The 16934-nt window shown below is 63.6% G+C and carries 16 protein-coding genes; 8 read left to right on the top strand and 8 right to left on the bottom strand.

Features of this window, described 5'->3' with window-relative positions:
• Positions 1–55: 55 nt before the first annotated feature.
• Together ybaL and AC0L15_RS10080 are read right to left on the bottom strand one after the other, a co-directional pair.
• Positions 56–1828 carry a YbaL family putative K(+) efflux transporter gene (gene ybaL, locus AC0L15_RS10085; protein WP_473496289.1) on the bottom strand — a complete coding sequence of 591 codons (1773 nt, stop codon included), beginning with the start codon at positions 1826–1828 and terminating at the stop codon, positions 56–58.
• A 200-nt stretch (positions 1829–2028) separates the two neighbouring features.
• Complete coding sequence (locus tag AC0L15_RS10080) at positions 2029–2478, bottom strand: host attachment family protein (RefSeq protein ID WP_287064746.1); 450 nt, start codon at positions 2476–2478, stop codon at positions 2029–2031.
• Between the two features lie 439 nt (positions 2479–2917).
• On the opposite strand from AC0L15_RS10080, the gene cysG reads away from it, so the two are divergent.
• The 6 genes from cysG to AC0L15_RS10050 all read left to right on the top strand — a co-directional run bounded on the left by cysG (position 2918) and on the right by AC0L15_RS10050 (position 8590).
• Entirely contained in the window at positions 2918–4369 is a 1452-nt protein-coding gene (cysG, locus tag AC0L15_RS10075; RefSeq protein ID WP_473496288.1) for a siroheme synthase CysG, read from the top strand.
• The gene (locus AC0L15_RS10070; RefSeq protein WP_023797424.1) at positions 4366–4671 is read left to right on the top strand and encodes a DUF2849 domain-containing protein; all 306 of its coding nucleotides are present in this window, start codon (positions 4366–4368) and stop codon (positions 4669–4671) included. Before cysG ends, AC0L15_RS10070 begins: the two co-directional genes overlap by 4 nt.
• A gap of 47 nt (positions 4672–4718) precedes the next feature.
• Complete coding sequence (locus AC0L15_RS10065) at positions 4719–6389, top strand: nitrite/sulfite reductase (RefSeq protein WP_287245939.1); 1671 nt, start codon at positions 4719–4721, stop codon at positions 6387–6389.
• Positions 6364–7128: a phosphoadenylyl-sulfate reductase gene (locus AC0L15_RS10060; RefSeq protein ID WP_287245941.1), complete on the top strand. Its 765-nt coding sequence runs from the start codon at positions 6364–6366 to the stop codon at positions 7126–7128. Before AC0L15_RS10065 ends, AC0L15_RS10060 begins: the two co-directional genes overlap by 26 nt.
• Positions 7129–7296: 168 nt before the next feature.
• Positions 7297–7833, top strand: coding sequence for a DUF934 domain-containing protein (locus AC0L15_RS10055; protein WP_287245943.1), 537 nt, complete (start codon positions 7297–7299; stop codon positions 7831–7833).
• A gap of 136 nt (positions 7834–7969) precedes the next feature.
• Entirely contained in the window at positions 7970–8590 is a 621-nt protein-coding gene (locus AC0L15_RS10050; RefSeq protein ID WP_027153074.1) for a DJ-1/PfpI family protein, read from the top strand.
• A 76-nt stretch (positions 8591–8666) separates the two neighbouring features.
• On the opposite strand, the gene AC0L15_RS10045 is transcribed toward AC0L15_RS10050, so the two are convergent.
• Positions 8667–9689, bottom strand: a complete 1023-nt coding sequence (locus AC0L15_RS10045; RefSeq protein ID WP_077381075.1) for a fatty acid desaturase — start codon at positions 9687–9689, stop codon at positions 8667–8669.
• Positions 9690–9823: 134 nt separating this feature from the next.
• The gene (locus AC0L15_RS10040; protein ID WP_287064741.1) at positions 9824–10057 is read right to left on the bottom strand and encodes a hypothetical protein; all 234 of its coding nucleotides are present in this window, start codon (positions 10055–10057) and stop codon (positions 9824–9826) included.
• Positions 10058–10296: 239 nt separating this feature from the next.
• Here AC0L15_RS10040 and grpE point away from each other — a divergent pair, with 239 nt between their 5' ends.
• Both grpE and AC0L15_RS10030 read left to right on the top strand, forming a co-directional pair.
• Positions 10297–10932 carry a nucleotide exchange factor GrpE gene (grpE, locus tag AC0L15_RS10035; RefSeq protein WP_287064740.1) on the top strand — a complete coding sequence of 212 codons (636 nt, stop codon included), beginning with the start codon at positions 10297–10299 and terminating at the stop codon, positions 10930–10932.
• 153 nt (positions 10933–11085) lie between these two features.
• Entirely contained in the window at positions 11086–11718 is a 633-nt protein-coding gene (locus AC0L15_RS10030; RefSeq protein WP_287245945.1) for a trimeric intracellular cation channel family protein, read from the top strand.
• A 112-nt stretch (positions 11719–11830) separates the two neighbouring features.
• Here AC0L15_RS10030 and olsB read toward each other — a convergent pair whose 3' ends face one another.
• From olsB to lspA, 4 genes are all read right to left on the bottom strand, one after another.
• Positions 11831–12706 (bottom strand): l-ornithine N(alpha)-acyltransferase, encoded by an 876-nt coding sequence (olsB, locus tag AC0L15_RS10025; protein WP_167366477.1) that lies wholly within the window; start codon positions 12704–12706, stop codon positions 11831–11833.
• Positions 12707–12883: 177 nt separating this feature from the next.
• Positions 12884–15172, bottom strand: a complete 2289-nt coding sequence (locus AC0L15_RS10020; RefSeq protein WP_287245946.1) for an ATP-binding protein — start codon at positions 15170–15172, stop codon at positions 12884–12886.
• 205 nt (positions 15173–15377) lie between these two features.
• Positions 15378–16367 (bottom strand): acrylyl-CoA reductase (NADPH), encoded by a 990-nt coding sequence (gene acuI, locus AC0L15_RS10015; RefSeq protein ID WP_027153069.1) that lies wholly within the window; start codon positions 16365–16367, stop codon positions 15378–15380.
• Between the two features lie 53 nt (positions 16368–16420).
• Positions 16421–16933, bottom strand: coding sequence for a signal peptidase II (lspA, locus tag AC0L15_RS10010; protein ID WP_287245947.1), 513 nt, complete (start codon positions 16931–16933; stop codon positions 16421–16423).
• Between the last annotated feature and the right edge of the window lies 1 nt (position 16934).

Genomic DNA, 16934 nt, shown 5'->3' with positions numbered 1-16934 from the left:
CTTACCCTCTCTAGTTCTTCCCGGGGAGAGGGTAAGGGTGAGGGGCGGCGCCGGCTTAGGCTGCTGAAGGCGCTTTCGATGCTGCCAAAACCTCTTCCACGATCCCACGGGCGATCTCGCGCTCGCCCATGATGACCGTGTCGGCTCCGAGCCCCTTGAGATGCTCGACCTCGGCATCGGAGTGGGCGCGGGCGATGACGTTGATCTTCGGGTTGGCGGCGCGGGCGCGCAGCACGATCTGTCCCGCCTCGAAGGCGTTGGGGATGGCGAGGATCAGCCGGCTCGCGCCCTCCGGATTGGCTGCGGAGAATACCTTGCTGCTCGCGGCATTGCCGGACACGGTTTCGATGCCGTCGTCCCTGAGCGTCGCCAGCGTCTTGTTGGCATCCTCGATGACGAGGAAGGGTAGGGCGGCCTCCTTCAATGACGCGCCGACGAGGCTGCCGACGCGGCCATAGCCGACTAGGATGGAATGGCCCGTAAGCGCTGTCCTGGGCGGCGGACCGTCCTCTTTCACCGGTGCCGCAACCGAAGCCAACTGGCCTGGCTCCGTGGCGGGGCCGATCGGCTTTGCCTCGTCGAGCGACGCCGCCTTGCCGGCGCGCCTCTCCAGCCATGGTTTCATCCAGTCGACGGCAAGGAACATCAGCGGGTTGAGGACGATCGACAGGATGGCACCGGCGAGGATGAGGTCGCGTCCTTGTTCGGGCAGCAGCTTCAGCCCGACGCCGAGCTCGGCCAGAATGAAGGAGAATTCGCCGATCTGGGCCAGGCTTGCCGAAATCATCAGGGCGGTCGCGATCGGATAACGGAAGGCGACGACGATGACGAAGGCCGCCAGCGATTTGCCGATGACGATGATGGCCAGCGTAGCCAAGATCGGCCAGCCATTGCTGACCAGGCTGAACGGGTCGAACAGCATGCCGACCGAAACGAAGAACAGCACGGAAAAGGCGTCGCGGAGCGGCAGCGATTCCTCGGCCGCCCGATGGCTGAGTTCGGATTCGCTCATGATCATGCCGGCAAAGAATGCGCCCAGCGCCAGCGAGACGCCGAATAGCTTGGCCGCGCCGAAAGCGACCCCGAGCGCGATGGCCAGGACCGCCAGCCGGAACAATTCACGCGACCCGGTATGGGCGACGTAGTGCAGGACCCAGGGGATGACCCGGCGGCCGACCACCAGCATGACAACGACAAAGGCCGCGACCTTGGCCAGCGTGATGCCGACGACACTCCAAACGCCGTAGCTCGCCGGCAGCGACAGCAGGCCGCTGCTGTGGGCCTCCACAGGCTCCTGACCGCCCAGTACGCCGGCCAGCGCCGGCACCAATACCAGCGCCAGCACCATGGCCAGATCCTCGACAATCAGCCAGCCGACGGCGATGCGGCCGCGCTCGGTCTCGATCAGCCGCCGCTCCTGCAAGGCACGCAGCAGCACAACGGTCGAGGCGACGGAAAGCGCCAGCCCGAACACCAGCCCCGCGCCCATCGACCAGCCCAGCATCCAGGCAAGGCCGGCGCCGAGCGCCGTCGCGAAGCCGATCTGCACGATGGCGCCGGGCACAGCGATGGCGCGGACCGACAACAAGTCCTTCAGCGAGAAATGCAGGCCGACGCCGAACATCAACAGGATCACGCCGATTTCGGCCAGTTCATTGGCGAGGCCGGTATCGGCGACGAAGCCCGGCGTGTTCGGCCCGACCAGGACGCCGGCGACGAGGTAACCGACCAGCGGCGGGATGCGGAAGCGATTGGCAATTGCGCCGAAGACGAAAGCCAGCCCCAAACCGGCGACGATGGTGGCGATAAGCGGCGTGTCATGCGGCATTGTCTATGAAGCGCCTTTCAAAATTACGATGTCGGATATGCACCGCCCGAAGCAGCCGCCTTGCAATATGGCGGCCCGGATGGCCGCGAGGCAACCCGCAAAAATGCCATGGATCGACGACAAGGGTGGCAGAAGGCGGGTCGCCTCGGGCTGGCAATGGTTGCTGCTAAAAAGAGATGGCCTGCGCGCCTGATGCCCGATCAGGCGGCCTGCAGCAGGTTTTCGATGTCGACGATGGTGTGGTTGGTCAGCGTCTTGGGAATTTCCGCTGTGATTTTCTCGGCAACTTCCTTGTGCAGTTTTCGACGCATGTCACCCAGTACCTGCGGCGGTGCGATCAGCACCATCTCCTTGAAGGCGCCGCGATGCGCGAGCTTGTATAGGCGCTCGGCAACTTCGTCGGCGAAACGCTCCTTGCCGAGGCGATGCCAGTCAGTGTCCTCGACTGCGCTGCGGTGGGCGGATGGGCCGTCGCTGTAGCGGCCAGGGCGGTCCGAACCTTGCTCTCGCGTCGCCGGATTTTCCTGTTCCATCTCCTGCACGACCTGAAGGTCGGGATATTGGGTGTCGCCGCGGTTCTCAAGGAACAGTGCCTTCTCGCCGTCGGCGACCACGACCCACAGTCCGCGTTTCAGCTTGAGGTTGTTCACCGGAGCGCTCCTTTTTCTGTTTTTCATGGTTTTCCAGGCCCGTCTCTGGAGCCATTGCCGCAGCTGGACAGCCAGGCTCGGATTCGCAGAGGAGCAAACGCGCGCTGAGGCAGGAATGTTCCGGTGACGACAAGCACGGCGAGCAAGCCAACCAGCGGGGATGACGGTGCTCAGAGCATGTCGGCTTTAATCTACTAGATTGGTAGAATTTAGAAAAAAGTGTTTTGTAATATATCTCGCTTGTCGCTAGAACGGCCGCAGATCAAGGCTCGCAACAGCGGCTTGGATCCGCTCCACTCTTGGGTGTGGAATTTTTTTCTCCTGCCTCTGGTGCTTGCGGAAAAGCGATTGCTTCACACGAAGCGATGCGCGAGTGCGTTCCTTCTGCTTTTTCGCGCCCGCGCGTAAAACCGACAGCGTATTCAGGATTCCGCTCGCTATGCCGCAGGCCCCCGCCAAGCTCAACGCCTTTCCCGTCTTTATGCGGGTCGCTGGCGAAGCCGTGGCCATCGTCGGCGGCGGCGAGGAGGCTCTGGCCAAGGCGCGGCTGATCGGCCAGTCGCGCGCCGTCTTGCGCATCATAGCCGATGCCCCCGAGCATGATTTGCTGGCCTTCATCGCCGCGAATGGCGCCGTCCACATCGCTGCCGCCTATGAGGCCGCGCATCTCGAAGGCGCGGTGATGGTGTTTGCTGCCAGCGGCAACGAGGCGCTTGACCGCCGCGTTGCCGAGGATGCGCGCCGGCTGGGCATTCCGGTCAATGCCGTCGACCGGCCGGAGCTGTGCGATTTCTTCACCCCGGCGCTGGTCAACCGCGCGCCGGTCGCCATTGCCATCGGCACGGAAGGGGCCGGACCGGTGCTTGCCCAGATGCTGCGCAGCCGCATCGACCGCATGCTGTCGCCGTCGCTCGGGCCGCTTGCTTCGCTTGCTGCCTCGTTGCGCGGCACTGTTGAGAGATTGCTGCCGAAAGGCAATGCCCGCCGCCGCTTCTGGAGCGAGTTTTTCGGCGGCGCGCCGGCCCGCGCCATGGAGGCTGGCCAGCTTTCGCAGGCGCACGGTGCCGCCGTCGACCTGTTGCTTTCGAACGCGCCGGCATCGGGTCACATTGCCCTGGTAGGCGCGGGTCCCGGCGCCGAAGACCTGCTGACGCTGCGCGCCCACCGGCTGCTGATGGAAGCCGATGTCATCGTCCATGATGCGCTGGTGCCGGAGGCGATCGTCGCCATGGGCCGTCGCGACGCCGAGCGTCTGCCGGTAGGCAAACGCAAGGGCTGCCACACCAAGAGCCAGGCCGAGATCAATGCGCTGCTGATCGAGCTCGGCCGCGACGGCAAGCGCGTCGTGCGGCTGAAATCCGGCGATCCGCTGGTGTTCGGCCGGGCGGGCGAGGAAATGGCAGCGCTGCGCGATGCCGGCATCGCCTATGAGGTGGTTCCGGGCGTCACCGCGGCCTTCGCCGCCGCCGCCGATTTCGAGCTGCCGCTGACGCTGCGCGGCGTGTCGTCGTCGATGGTGTTCACCACCGGCCACGACCTCAAGGGAAATTCGCTGCCCGATTGGGCCAAGCTCGCCATTTCCGGCGCCACGGTCGCCGTCTATATGGGCCGCTCGGTCGCCGCCGAGGTTGCCGGCCGGCTGATCGAGGCCGGCCTGTCGCCGGATACGGCGGTCGCCGTGGTCGAGAATGCCAGCCTTGCCAACCGCCGCCGTTTCCACGGCACGCTCGCCGACCTGCCGTCGCTGGAGACCCGCGCCGACCTTACCGGTCCGGTCATGACCATCATCGGCGATGCGGTTGCCGGCGCCAATTTTGAACGTTCCGAGCCGCTGGCGGCACACAGGCATGAAGGCGCGGCCCAAACAGCCGCCGAAGGAGCTGAACGATGAAAGTCCTGACTGCAAACCGCCTCGCCGACGGCGAAGCCGTCTGGTACGCCAATGGCGGCTGGGCCGAGACCATCGACAATGCCGATGTCGCCTATGACAAGGCGGCTGAAGACCGGCTGGAGGCGATCGGCGCCACGGCCTCTGCCAATAATGAAGTGGTCGACGTCAATCTGATCGACGTGACCGTCGCCAATGGTGTCGTCGAGCCGGTCCGGCTGCGCGAAAAGATCCGCGCCGCCGGCCCGACCAACCGCAACGACCTGGGCAAGCAGGCCCGCCCGGTAGCCGCCCGGGCGGCGTAAACGACCACATTGAAGACAACGGGCGGACGCGCCCGGAAAGACCAGACATGTACCGTTACGATGAGTTCGATCACGATTTCGTCCAGGCCCGCGTCGCCGAGTTCAGCGATCAGGTCGCGCGGCGGCTTGCCGGCGAGATCACCGAGGATCAGTTCCGGCCGCTGCGGCTGATGAATGGCGTCTACCTGCAGTTGCACGCCTACATGCTGCGCATCGCGGTGCCTTACGGCACGCTGAACAGCAAGCAGTTGCGCATGCTTGGCCACATCGCCCGCAAATACGACAAGGGCTACGGCCATTTCACGACGCGCCAGAACATCCAGTTCAACTGGCCGGCGCTGTCGGACATTCCGGCGATCCTGGCCGATCTGGCGATCGTCGAGATGCACGCCATCCAGACCAGCGGCAACTGCATCCGCAACGTCACCGCCGACCACTTTGCCGGTGCCGCCGCCGACGAGGTGGCCGATCCGCGTCCCTATGCGGAAATCCTGCGCCAATGGTCGTCGGTGCATCCGGAATTCTCGTTCCTGCCGAGAAAATTCAAGATCGCGGTGACCGGCGCGGAGCGCGACCGCGCCGCCATCCAGACGCATGACATCGGCCTGCATTTGAAGAAGAACGCTGCCGGCGAACTCGGTTTCGCCGTCTATGTCGGCGGCGGCCAGGGCCGTACGCCGATGATCGCCAAGAAGATCCGCGACTTCCTGCCCGAGGCCGACCTTCTGTCCTATTGCACCGCGATCCTGCGCGTTTACAACCTCTACGGCCGCCGCGACAACAAATACAAGGCGCGCATCAAGATCCTCGTCCACGAGACCGGCGTCGAGGAGATCACCCGCCAGGTCGAGGCCGAATGGCTGGAACTGAAGGATGCGGATCTAAAACTGCCGGAAGCCGACATCCGCGCCATCGATGCCTATTTCGCGCCGCCGGCGCTGGTCGAACGGCCGGAAGGCGACGAGGCCGTCAAGCTCGCCCGCCTCGATTCGAAGGGCTTTCCGGAATGGCTCGACCAGAACGTGGTGACCCACCGTCACCCCGATTATGCCGCCGTGACCATCTCGCTCAAGGGCATTGGCGAAGCGCCGGGCGATGCCTCCGACAGCCAGATGGAAGCGGTCGCCGACCTTGCCGAAAAATATGCTTTCGACGAGCTGCGCGTCAGCCATGAGCAGAACCTGATCCTGCCGCATGTCGCGCGGGCCGACCTCAAGGCGGTCTATGACGCGCTGGTCGACATCGGACTGGCGACCGCCAATTCCAACCTGATATCAGACATCATCTCGTGCCCGGGCCTCGACTATTGCGCGCTGGCCACGGCGCGCTCGATTCCGGTGGCGCAGGAAATCTCGCGTCGTTTCGCTTCGCTCGAGCGTCAGCGCGAGATCGGCGAATTGAAGCTGAAGATTTCCGGCTGCATCAATGCCTGCGGCCATCACCATGTCGGCCACATCGGCATCCTCGGCGTCGAGAAGAAGGGCGCCGAACTCTACCAGGTCACGCTCGGCGGCTCGGCCGACGAGAACACCTCGGTCGGCGAGATCATCGGCCGCGGCTTCAGCTCGGCAGAGATCACCGATGCCATCGAGCAGATCGTCGAGACCTATCTCGGCCTCCGGCTCGACAGAAACGAAAAATTCATCGACGCCTACCGCCGTGTCGGTCCCGCGCCGTTCAAGGAGGCGCTCTATGCTGGCGAAGCCAAGGCCGCTTGATCGTATCGTCGACGTCGAGGCCGGCATCGCCGCCGAAGCGGCGGGGCTCGATGCGCTCTATGGTCATCTGAAGCCGCTGGAGATCATCGAGCGGTCGGCCCGGGAATTCTTTCACGGTGAAATCGCCGCAGTTTCGTCGTTCGGGGCGGATTCTGCAGTGCTTCTGCACATGATCGCCAAGATCGACCGGACGCTGCCGGTCATCTTCCTCGACACCGGCAAGCACTTCGAGGAGACGCTCGGCTATCGCGACGCGCTGGTTGCCGATTTCGGGCTGACCGATATCAGGGTGATCACGCCCGAAGAAGCGGCGCTCGAACGGATCGATCCGGCCGGTAATCTGAACGAAACCGACACCGACGCCTGCTGCGAGGTCCGCAAGGTCGAGCCGCTGGCGCGCGGCGTCGAGCCGTTCCGCGCCTGGTTCACCGGCCGCAAGCGTTTTCAGGGGACCACGCGGGCATCTCTGCCGGTGTTCGAGGCGGTCGGCTCGCGCATTCGCATCAATCCGCTGGCGCATTGGACGACATCAGACCAGGCTAACTATATGCGCGCGCATGCGCTGCGTGAGAATCCGCTGGTCGCCTATGGCTATCTCTCGATAGGCTGCTTCCCGTGCACGCAGCCGGTGCAGCCGGGCGAGGATGCACGCAGCGGCCGCTGGGTGGGGCACGCCAAGACCGAGTGCGGCATCCATTTGTCGGGGCTGGAGAAGTCGCTGACCGACGCATCGCTTTAGGGTATGTCGATAATTCAGGTGAGGCTGGCCTGCGAATGGCGGCACGTACCCAAAGTACGCTCCGCTCCGGTTCTCGGAAGCCACCATTCTCGGCTCGGCCTTACCTGAATCTCAACACACCCTCGAGCGTTTTGAACTTTAGAATTTTGTGGACTTGGGAATTTCTCGATGAGTGAATCGATAGCGGAAAACGCCACCCGCCTCTGGACCCCGACAGGTTTTAGCGAGGACGAGTGGAGCCATGCCGAGAGCGCCGACGCACTGTCGGGCAATGGCCGCTTCATCCTGCCGCTGCAGGCGTTTCTCGACCTCGATCCGGCGGTGCGCCGGTCGGCGAAGGAGCGCCTCGGCGTACTGCTTCAGCCCGGCGATCAGCTCGAAAAGATCGCGGACCTGCTCGACCAGATATCGCTGGTGGCGCTGGCCTTCCCGGCTTTCAGTGACGGCCGCTCCTTCTCCAAGGGCGAACTGCTGCGAAGCCGCTATCGTTTCGAGGGCGCGGTCCGCGCCACCGGACAGGTTCTGGTCGACCAGCTTCCGCATATGCTGCGCCTCGGCTTCGACGAGTTCGAAGTAGCAAATCCAGTGTTGCTGAAACGGCTCGAGGAAGGCCGCACCGGCGGTCTGCCGCTCTCCTACCAGCCGACCGTGAAGCCGGAGGCCAAAGGCCCCAGATATTCCTGGCGGCGGGTGCGCGCCGGCTGATCTTCCCGACGGAGCAGGTCGCATCTGGTCGGACCACTTTGCCGATTCAATCTTTTATTTTCGGCATCCGCACCTTAAGATAAGGCCTATTATTTCGCGATCCGAAATAAATTCGCCACCAAGGGAGGAACCGGGAATGGCTGGTAAGAAGATATTGATGCTCGTTGGCGAGTTCAGCGAGGAATACGAGATTTTCGTCTTTGAACAGGCCATGCATGCGGTCGGCCACACGGTCCATGTCGTGTGTCCCGACAAGAAGGCGGGCGATATCCTGAAGACGTCGCTGCACGACTTCGAGGGTCATCAGACCTATACGGAAAAGCTTGGCCACGACTATATCCTCAACAAGACGTTTTCCGAGGTCAATCCGGCTGAATACGATGCCGTCTATGCGGCAGGCGGGCGCGGGCCGGAATATATCCGTATCGACAAGCGCGTGCAGGCGCTGGTGCGGCATTTCCACGAGACCGGCAAGCCGATCTTCACCATCTGCCACGGCGCCCAGATCCTGATGGCGGTCGACGGCGTGCTGCGTGGCAGGGAGGTCGCGGCGCTGCAGTATTGCGAGCCGGAAGTCACGCTCGCCGGCGGCACCTACATCGATGTCGCGCCGACCGGCGCCCATGTCGACGGCAATCTGGTGTCGGCCAAGGGCTGGCCGGGGCTGGCCGCCTTCATGCGCGAATGCCTGAAAGTGCTCGGCACCGAGATTCGCCACGGCGAGATCCTGATGCGCGACGAACGCCAGGCGGCTTGAGCCACACGTTATAAAAGCCGCCGCACCTGTGGTGCGGCGGCTTTATAACGCCGCGCGTTCGTTTTTGGGATGTGCTTTATGCAGTCATCCGCGCTTCGCGAAACGACACCAGCTTGCTGCGGCTCTCATCCCACAGCGCCAGCTTGACGCAGCGCAGGCTGTCGAGAAGCGTGACGCGGCCAATTTCGCGCAGTTCCGGATAGTCCCTCAGGACCTCCTGCAGACGATAGCACGGCACCTTGGCGGAGAGGTGGTGCACGTGATGGACGCCGATATTGCCGGTGAACCAGTTCAGTACCGGCGGCAGGTCGTAATAGGACGAGCCGTGCAGGGCCGCATGCTGGAACTCCCATTCGGAGTCCTTTGCCCACTCTGTCTCTTCGAACTGGTGCTGGACATAGAACAGCCAGATGCCGGCAGAACCGGCGAGAACCACGATCGGCAAATGGACGACCAGGAACGCTTCGAGACCGACGAACCAGACAAGGGCGGCGGCGGCGACCGCGATGGCCGCGTTGGTGGCCATCGACGACACCCAGGGTGTGAGGCCGCCTCGCATCATGCCGACCGGCAGTCTCTGTTCAAAGATGAAAAGCCAAATGGGGCCGAGGCCGAACATGACGAGCGGATGGCGGTAGAGGCGATAGGCAAGGCGGCCCCGCCAGGACATTTGCCGATATTCCGCGACAGTCAGCGTCTTGATGTCGCCCGTGCCGCGCTCATCGAGATTGCCGGCGCTGGCATGATGGGTTGCGTGGGCACGTCGCCAGCAATCGTAAGGCGTCAAAGTCAGGATGCCCAGGCCGCGGCCGATCCAGTCGTCGGCGGTGCGGTTGGCGAAGAAGGAACCGTGGCCGCAATCGTGCTGGATCATGAAGATTCGCACCAGAAAGCCGGCGGCCGGAAGGATGAGGATCAGACCCCACCAATGGCCATAGGCATAGGCAGCCGAGGACAGTGCCCACAGCGTGGCAAAGGGGATGAGAGTGATGGCAAGTTCGACGGCGCTGCGCCGCCTGTCAGGTTTCTTGTAGCGCGCCAGGATCTTCAACCAGGCACGCTTGCTGTTCGCTACAGCTTCGGGGGAAATCATGTTCATCAGGAAGCATAGACGGACCATTTCGTCGCCGCAAGCCAGGCATCACGCAAAGTTACTGCGGGTAATTGTCGCGCGACGCGCAAGCTGCAGCAAAAGGCATGCCAATGGCGCGCAGCGACAGACGTGTGTGTTGTCTATCGCCGGCTGCCACCGGCGGCTACGCTGCTTTCGATGCCGTCCAGGCGGTCAAGCAACTCCTTGAAACGATCGGGAATGTCGTTCTCCGTCCGGAACGCCGGCAACGCGCGCAGAAAGTGCATCGTTGCCTCCGTGCCGAACTGGCGCCTGATGCCGGCCGCCAGCCTTTCACGTCTTTCGTCATTGTTGCGGGCGACAATCTTACGGTCGTCGTCGTTGCGGGTCGCCATCTCAAAATCCTGTGTCGGGTTCGAAACTCTTCCAGCAGACGAATGGTTCCCCCATCGCAGCATCTTGGCAAGCAAAGCTGGCGGTTACAGTAAAATTTGAATTAATATCGAAAGGTCTTCATGATGCGTTGTCAAAGCGTGAGCGGCCGCTCCAGTATCGCTTGCCCCCTTGATTTTTGGCCGCCAAACCTCGATATCGGGCACAAAATCCACATCATTCGAAATGACGGGAAATGGCGATGAGCGACCAGGCAAAAGACGAACGCGCGCCCGATGAAGCCGAGACGACCGGGGCTGCCACCGAACGCACGGAAGGCAGCGCCGACGGCGACTATGAAGCGCTTGTGCGGCTGCTGAAGGAAAACGACGAGTTGAAGGACCGCGCGCTCCGCGTCGCAGCCGAGATGGAGAATCTGCGCCGCCGTACCGCCCGTGACGTGCACGATGCACGTGCCTATGCGGTTGCCAATTTCGCCCGTGACATGCTGTCGGTATCCGACAATCTGCGCCGCGCGCTGGATGCGATCCCGGCTGAGTCCAAGGAGTCGGGTGATGCCGGTTTGAAGTCACTGATCGAGGGCGTCGAGCTTACCGAGCGCGCCATGCTATCGGCGCTCGAGCGGCACGGAGTGAAGAAGCTCGAGCCGGAAGGCGAGAAATTCGACCCGAATTTCCACCAGGCGATGTTCGAGGTGCCCAATCCGGAGGTGCCGGCCAACACGGTGGTCCAGGTCGTGCAGCCAGGCTATTCGATCGGCGAGCGGGTGCTGCGGCCGGCCATGGTCGGCGTTGCCAAGGGCGGTCCCAAGCATGTAGCTGGTGAAGCGCCGGTCGAGCCAGGGCCGGTGAATGAGCAAGCTGAGAAGGATGCCTGAATAAGGAGTAGTGCCCCATTCGGTAGCAACCGCCATCAAAACTTGAGGTGTGATCGTCCTTCGAAATCTATCCGATTTCGGGGGACGATCAATCAGTCCGCCGTCACTTTTGCCGTGCAGCGCTTGCCATAGTCCTCAGCCAAGCAATTCCCCATGAACCCGATTGAGCTTCTCGACTATGCCGGTGTCGCCGTCTTCGCGGCGACCGGTGCGCTGGCCGCCTCGCGCAAGCAGCTCGACATTATCGGTTACCTGTTCCTGGCGAGCGTCGCCGGCATCGGTGGCGGCACGTTTCGCGACGTTATCCTCAACGTGCCGGTGTTCTGGGTCGGAAACCGCGACTACGTGCTGATCTGTGCGGCGGTGGCGGTCTTGGTCTTCTTCAGCGCACACCGTGTCGAATCCCGCTACAAATTGCTGCTCTGGCTCGACGCCATCGGCCTTGCCGCCTTTTCGGTGATGGGCGCGGCCAAGGGGCTGGCGATCACCGGCTCGCCGGCGGTTTCGATCGTTACCGGCATGCTCACCGCCACCCTTGGCGGCATTCTTCGCGATCTGTTGACCGGGGAGCCTTCAGTGCTGTTGAGACCGGAGATCTACGTTACCGCAGCACTTGCGGGCGCCGCTCTCTACACGCTTGGCGATTTCGCCGGGCTGCCCCCGCTCGCCTCGGGCCTGGCAGGCTTCATGGCTGCTTTCTGCGTGCGTTGCGGCGCGCTCAAATTCGGCTGGGCTTTTCCGTCCTACAAGAGCAGGCCTGGTCGGCGGCCGGAAGATATTCCGTGAATGAGAAGGAGTAGCAATAGTGGGTAGCGAATAGGGACAACGATCCGCAGCGAATTGGCGGAACTCCCGCTACTCGCTACTCGCTACTCCCTATTCGCTACTCATTGGAATCTCATGCGGCGAAGCGCTGGGCTTCCCCGCCATAATAGCTGACGTAGCGGGCGCCGATCTCCTTGACCGGCATCACCACGAACACGTCGACCGTCGAGAATTCGCGGTCGATGACGCAGCCGTCGCCGATGCGCGCGCCGACGCGCAGATAGCCCTTGACCAGCGGTGGCATCGCCGCGATCGCGGCCTTGGCGTTGACCGCCTCGATCGGCATCAAATCCATGGAACAGTAGCGGCCGGCGACGGCGCGCACGTCCCAGGCCGAATTCGTCCGGCAGTGATGGGCGAGATAGGTCAGCGCTTCGGCGTGTGCCGCCGGCACGGTGCCGGGGAACGAGGCGCAACCGGTCATCACGCCGATCCCATAATGGTTGATATAGGCCCAGATACCTTGCCAGAGCGCCTCGATGGTGCGCTTCGAGCGGTATTCCGGCAAGACGCAGGAGCGGCCGAGCTCGAGGAAACGCTGGCCGGGATGGCGGGCGATAAGATTGGTCAGCTCAAACTCGCCCTCGGAATAGAAGCCGCCGGCCGCTGCCGCGATCTCCTGCCGCAACAGGCGGTAGGTGCCGACAATGCGGCGATGCTCGGGACCGGACAGCGAGGTGTCGAAGACGAGCAGATGATCACAGAGCGGATCAAAATGGTCGGCGTCGCGGCGGTCCTGCACCTGAAACAGGGTTTTCCTGGCGCCGAGCTCGTCATAGAACACCCGGTAGCGCACTTCCTGCGCGGCGGCGATCTCGGCCTCGTTGCGTGCGAGCCGCACTTCGAGGTTGCCGATACGGCCAAGCGCTTCGCCTTTTATGACAGCATCGACGTTGCGCCCGGTGAGCAAAGCACCCCTGGCGTTCGGCCGAGCGTCACATTCCGGCATAACTGTATGCACGAGTGATTCTCCTTCGAGCCATCCCTCTTGGCACGGGGATACGGCGTAGGTGCAACAGGATTGTGACAGTACCGTGATACGGCCCTGCCGGCAATACTTCGTCGGCTGGGCAACCCTTCAACCGGCTATGTTCTGCAGGTAAGCCAGGCAAGGACAGCCGGCGGATCAAGCGGCCACGTGACCCTCGACCGCATGGACAAGCGCGTCGGGGTCGAGCGGCTTGGTGACGAAGCCGCTGGCGCCATGGGCGAGCACTGCGTGGCGGGTCGTTTCCTGACTGTCCGCCGACAGCACCATGATCGGAACCGGCGACACGGCGGTTTCCTCCTCGTGCCGGCGGATGGCGGCGATCGCGTCCAGCCCGTCCATGACAGGCATGTGCAGGTCCATCAGCACCACGTCGAAGCGGTACTTGTGGTCGGTGCCGGTGATGGCCTCGACGGCGGCCTTGCCGTTGCCGACCAGTTTCACGCGATGCCCGGCCTTTAGCAGCGTGGCACGGGCAAGCATGGCGTTGATGTCGTTATCCTCGGCGATCAGCACGGACAGGCCCCGCCGCCGGCCGCCAATGGCGCGGGCGGTTGGTGCGCCGCGCTTTTCCGGCTGCGGCTGGGTGAGGGCAGGCACGCTGCTGGTCAAAAGCACGCGAAGCAACGTTTCGCCACGCACCGGCCTTGCCAGAAAGGTGGCGTAGCCGCTGGCGCGGAACTCGCCCAGCATGCCGCGGTCGGTTGGCGCGATCAGTGTGATCGCCTCGCAATCGGCAAAGCCGCTCTGGCGAAGGCGCTTGAGCAACCTGCCGTCGCCTTCCTCCATGGCCGCATCGACCAAAAGCGCGTCGCAGCCTTCGGCGAAGGACGCTGCCTGGGCGGCGGTGGTGGCCAGATCGACCTTGCCGCCATTGGCGCGGATGGTGCGGGCGATGGCGTCGGCCTCGATGGTGTTCTTCGACAGGATCACGGCGCGCCGCCCTAACAGCGCATCCCGGCGGCTCTGCGGCGGCTCGGTGGCCGATATTGCAGGGATTTCGAAGACGAATTCCGAACCCTGGCCGAGCTGGCTCGACACCGAGATCGTGCCGCCCATGGCGATCACCAGGCGCCTGGAGATGGCAAGACCGAGCCCGGCGCCGCCATGCGCGCGGGTCGACGTGCCGTCAGCCTGTTCGAATTCCTCGAAGATGCGCTCCAGGTCGTCCTCGTGCAGGCCGGGACCGGTGTCGGTGACGGTGAAGCATATGCGGTCGGTGGTTTCGGTGCGGGCACGAGCGATGCTCACCAACACGCCGCCGCTGTCGGTGAACTTGATGGCGTTGCCGATGAGGTTGAGCAGCACCTGCCTGACCCTTCCAGGATCGGCTGATATCATCTGCGGCACGTCGGGTTCGACATGGCAGCCAAGGCCGATGTTCTTGGCGAAGGCACGCGCCGCCAGGAGTTCTACGATGTTGTCGGCGATCTCGCGCACCGACATTGGCTGCGGTTCGGGATCGAAGCGGCCGGCCTCGATCTTGGAATAGTCGAGCAGGTCCTCGATCAGCGCCAGCAGCGCGCTGGCCGAGGTCGAGATGGCGCCGACATAGGTCCGTTGTTGCGGCGAGAGCCCGGTGTCCGCCAGCAGCTTGGCCATGCCCATGATGCCGTTCATCGGCGTGCGGATCTCGTGGCTGACGGTGGCGAGGAAGCGCGATTTGGCCTGGCTTGCATATTCGGCTCGCTCGCGGGCGGTGATCAGCGACGTTTCGGCGTGCTTGCGGGCGGTAATGTCGCGGGCGATGGCGCGATGCGAGACAGCGCCGCTCTCCTTGTCGCGCACGGACAGTTCGATCCATGAGAACCAGCGCGGGCCGCTCGGTGTTCTAATGGCGACGTCGGTGGAGCTCAGGCATTCATGGTCGAAAAAAGCGGCATCGGGAACTATGCCGACGTCGATGCCGAGGTCGGCCAGGGCCTTGCCGGCAAGGTCGCGCTGGTCGGCTCCGACAAGCTCGGCGAAAACCTTGTTGGCATAGACGATGTGGGCGTCACGGTCGCGATGGACGACGAGATCGCCAAGCGCGTCGATCAGCCCGCGAAAGCGTTCCTCGCTCTCCTGCATCTCCCACACGCGGTCGGCCAGGCTCTCAACCTCGGCGCGGCTGCGCGCTGCGGTCTCGCCAAGCAGCGCAACCGTGCGGCGCGCCGTGCGCCTGGCACGCAGATGCACGGCAAGGCCTGCCATGCCAGTCGACAAAAGCCCGACGGTGATGAAGATCGGCGCGCCGGTCAGATGCGACAGGCCCGCCAGCACGACGATGGCGACGAGCATCAGGAACGGCAGGCCTTCGCGATTGGCGGCGGGCAATTCAGGCGCCAGTGGCGGCGCCGCGATATGCTGCCGGCTTGGCGTCTCCGGGCCGATCCCGTCGACGTTTTCGGCGCTCTCTGTTTCTCTGATGCCGGATTCCGTGACCATGCGGAAACCCTTGCCAGACAGAGATTATGGAAAATTACCGCGGTTCGTTCGAATTTTAGCGGTCGCGCGGTTTTTTCCTCTCCGCTCCTGAAGCGCGTCGCGTTTGGCCGGCCTCATGCGAGGCGCTTCACCGCTGCACACCCTGGGTCAGGCCCGCGGGCATGCTTTTGCTCGACATGCATTTAAAAATCGGAGAAGGAAGAGCTCACATGTCCACCACCACGCGACCGCGGACCTTGCCCTCGACGATATCGTGCGCGGCGTCGATGATGCCATCGAAGCCAATGGTCGTGGACAGGTTGGCGAGCTTCTGGAGGTCGAGGTCCGTGCCGATGCGGCGCCACGCCTCCATGCGGACCGTTTTTGGCGCCATCACCGAATCGATGCCGAGCAGACAAACGCCGCGCAGGATGAACGGGGCGACGCTCGTCGGCAGATCCATGCCGCCGGCCAGGCCGCAGGCGGCGACGGCGCCGCCATAGGAGGTCATCGAAAGGACATTGGCCAGGGTGTGACTGCCGACCGCGTCGACGCCGCCGGCCCAGCGTTCCTTGGCGAGCGGCTTTGCCGGCTGGGCAAGCTCGTCGCGTGAAATCACCTCCGAAGCACCCAGGTCGGTCAGGTAGGAACTTTCAGCGCTGCGGCCGGTCGAGGCGACGACGTGATAGCCGAGGCTGGACAGAATCGAAACCGCGACCGAGCCGACGCCGCCGGCCGCGCCCGTCACCACGACGGGGCCGCGTTCCGGCACGATGCCGTGCCGTTCCAGCGCGATAACGCAAAGCATGGCGGTGTAACCTGCCGTGCCGACCGCCATCGCATCATGCGGGCTCATGCCCTGGGGCAGCGGCACCAGCCAGTCGCCCTTGACACGGGCGCGCTCAGCATAGGCGCCAAAATGCGTCTCGCCGACGCCCCAGCCGTTCAATATGACCTTGTCCCCCGTGCGCCAGTCGGCATGGGAGGACGAGATGACGGTGCCGGCGAAATCAATGCCCGGCACCAGCGGCCAGCGGCGGATCACCGGCGCCTTGCCGGATATGGCGAGGCCGTCCTTGTAGTTCACCGTCGTCGCCTCGACGGCGACGGTGACATCGCCTTCCATTAGGTCGGCTTCAGTAAGGTCGGTGATCGCGACCGACTGCTTCTTCTCGGCGTCGCGCGAAACGAGGATGGCTTTGAAGGTTTCGGGCATGTCTTCTCCTCGGGCTTCTTGAATGGGGCACTGTATGGCGGCAGAAGGCCAGGTCAATCGCTTGAGGGCTTGGCCTCACGCCGCCAACCAATGAGTTCGTCGAGGACGACCACCACCGCGCCGACCGCGATGAAGGCGTCGGCGAGGTTGAAGATGGCGAAGGACCATATTGGGGTGTGAAACAGGATGTAGTCGATCACGTGACCATAGGTAACGCGGTCGAACAGATTGCCGAGCGCGCCGCCGACGATCAGCGCAAAGCCGATGCGGGTAAGCACGTGGCTGGGCGGAGTGCGGGCCGCGAGATAGAGCACGAAAGCGACGACGAAAGCGGCGATGACCACCAGGCCCGTGTCACCGAAGGACGAAAACATCGAGAAGGCGATGCCGGTGTTGTAGGTGCGATACAATGCCAGGAACGGGACAAGATCGACCTTTTCCTGAAAAGGGAGGCCGGTCTCGACCAGATATTTCACCCACTGGTCGAGCGTCACCGCGGCGGCGACCAGCACGACGTAGGGCAACCAGGATTTTGTCGTTGGGGATTTCACCGTTCGGGATGTCACG

It is taken from the genome of Mesorhizobium sp. WSM4846, assembly GCF_055811415.1.
The sequence above is the reverse complement of the archived record's forward strand: the minus strand, read 5'-3'. Positions and strand labels throughout refer to the sequence as shown.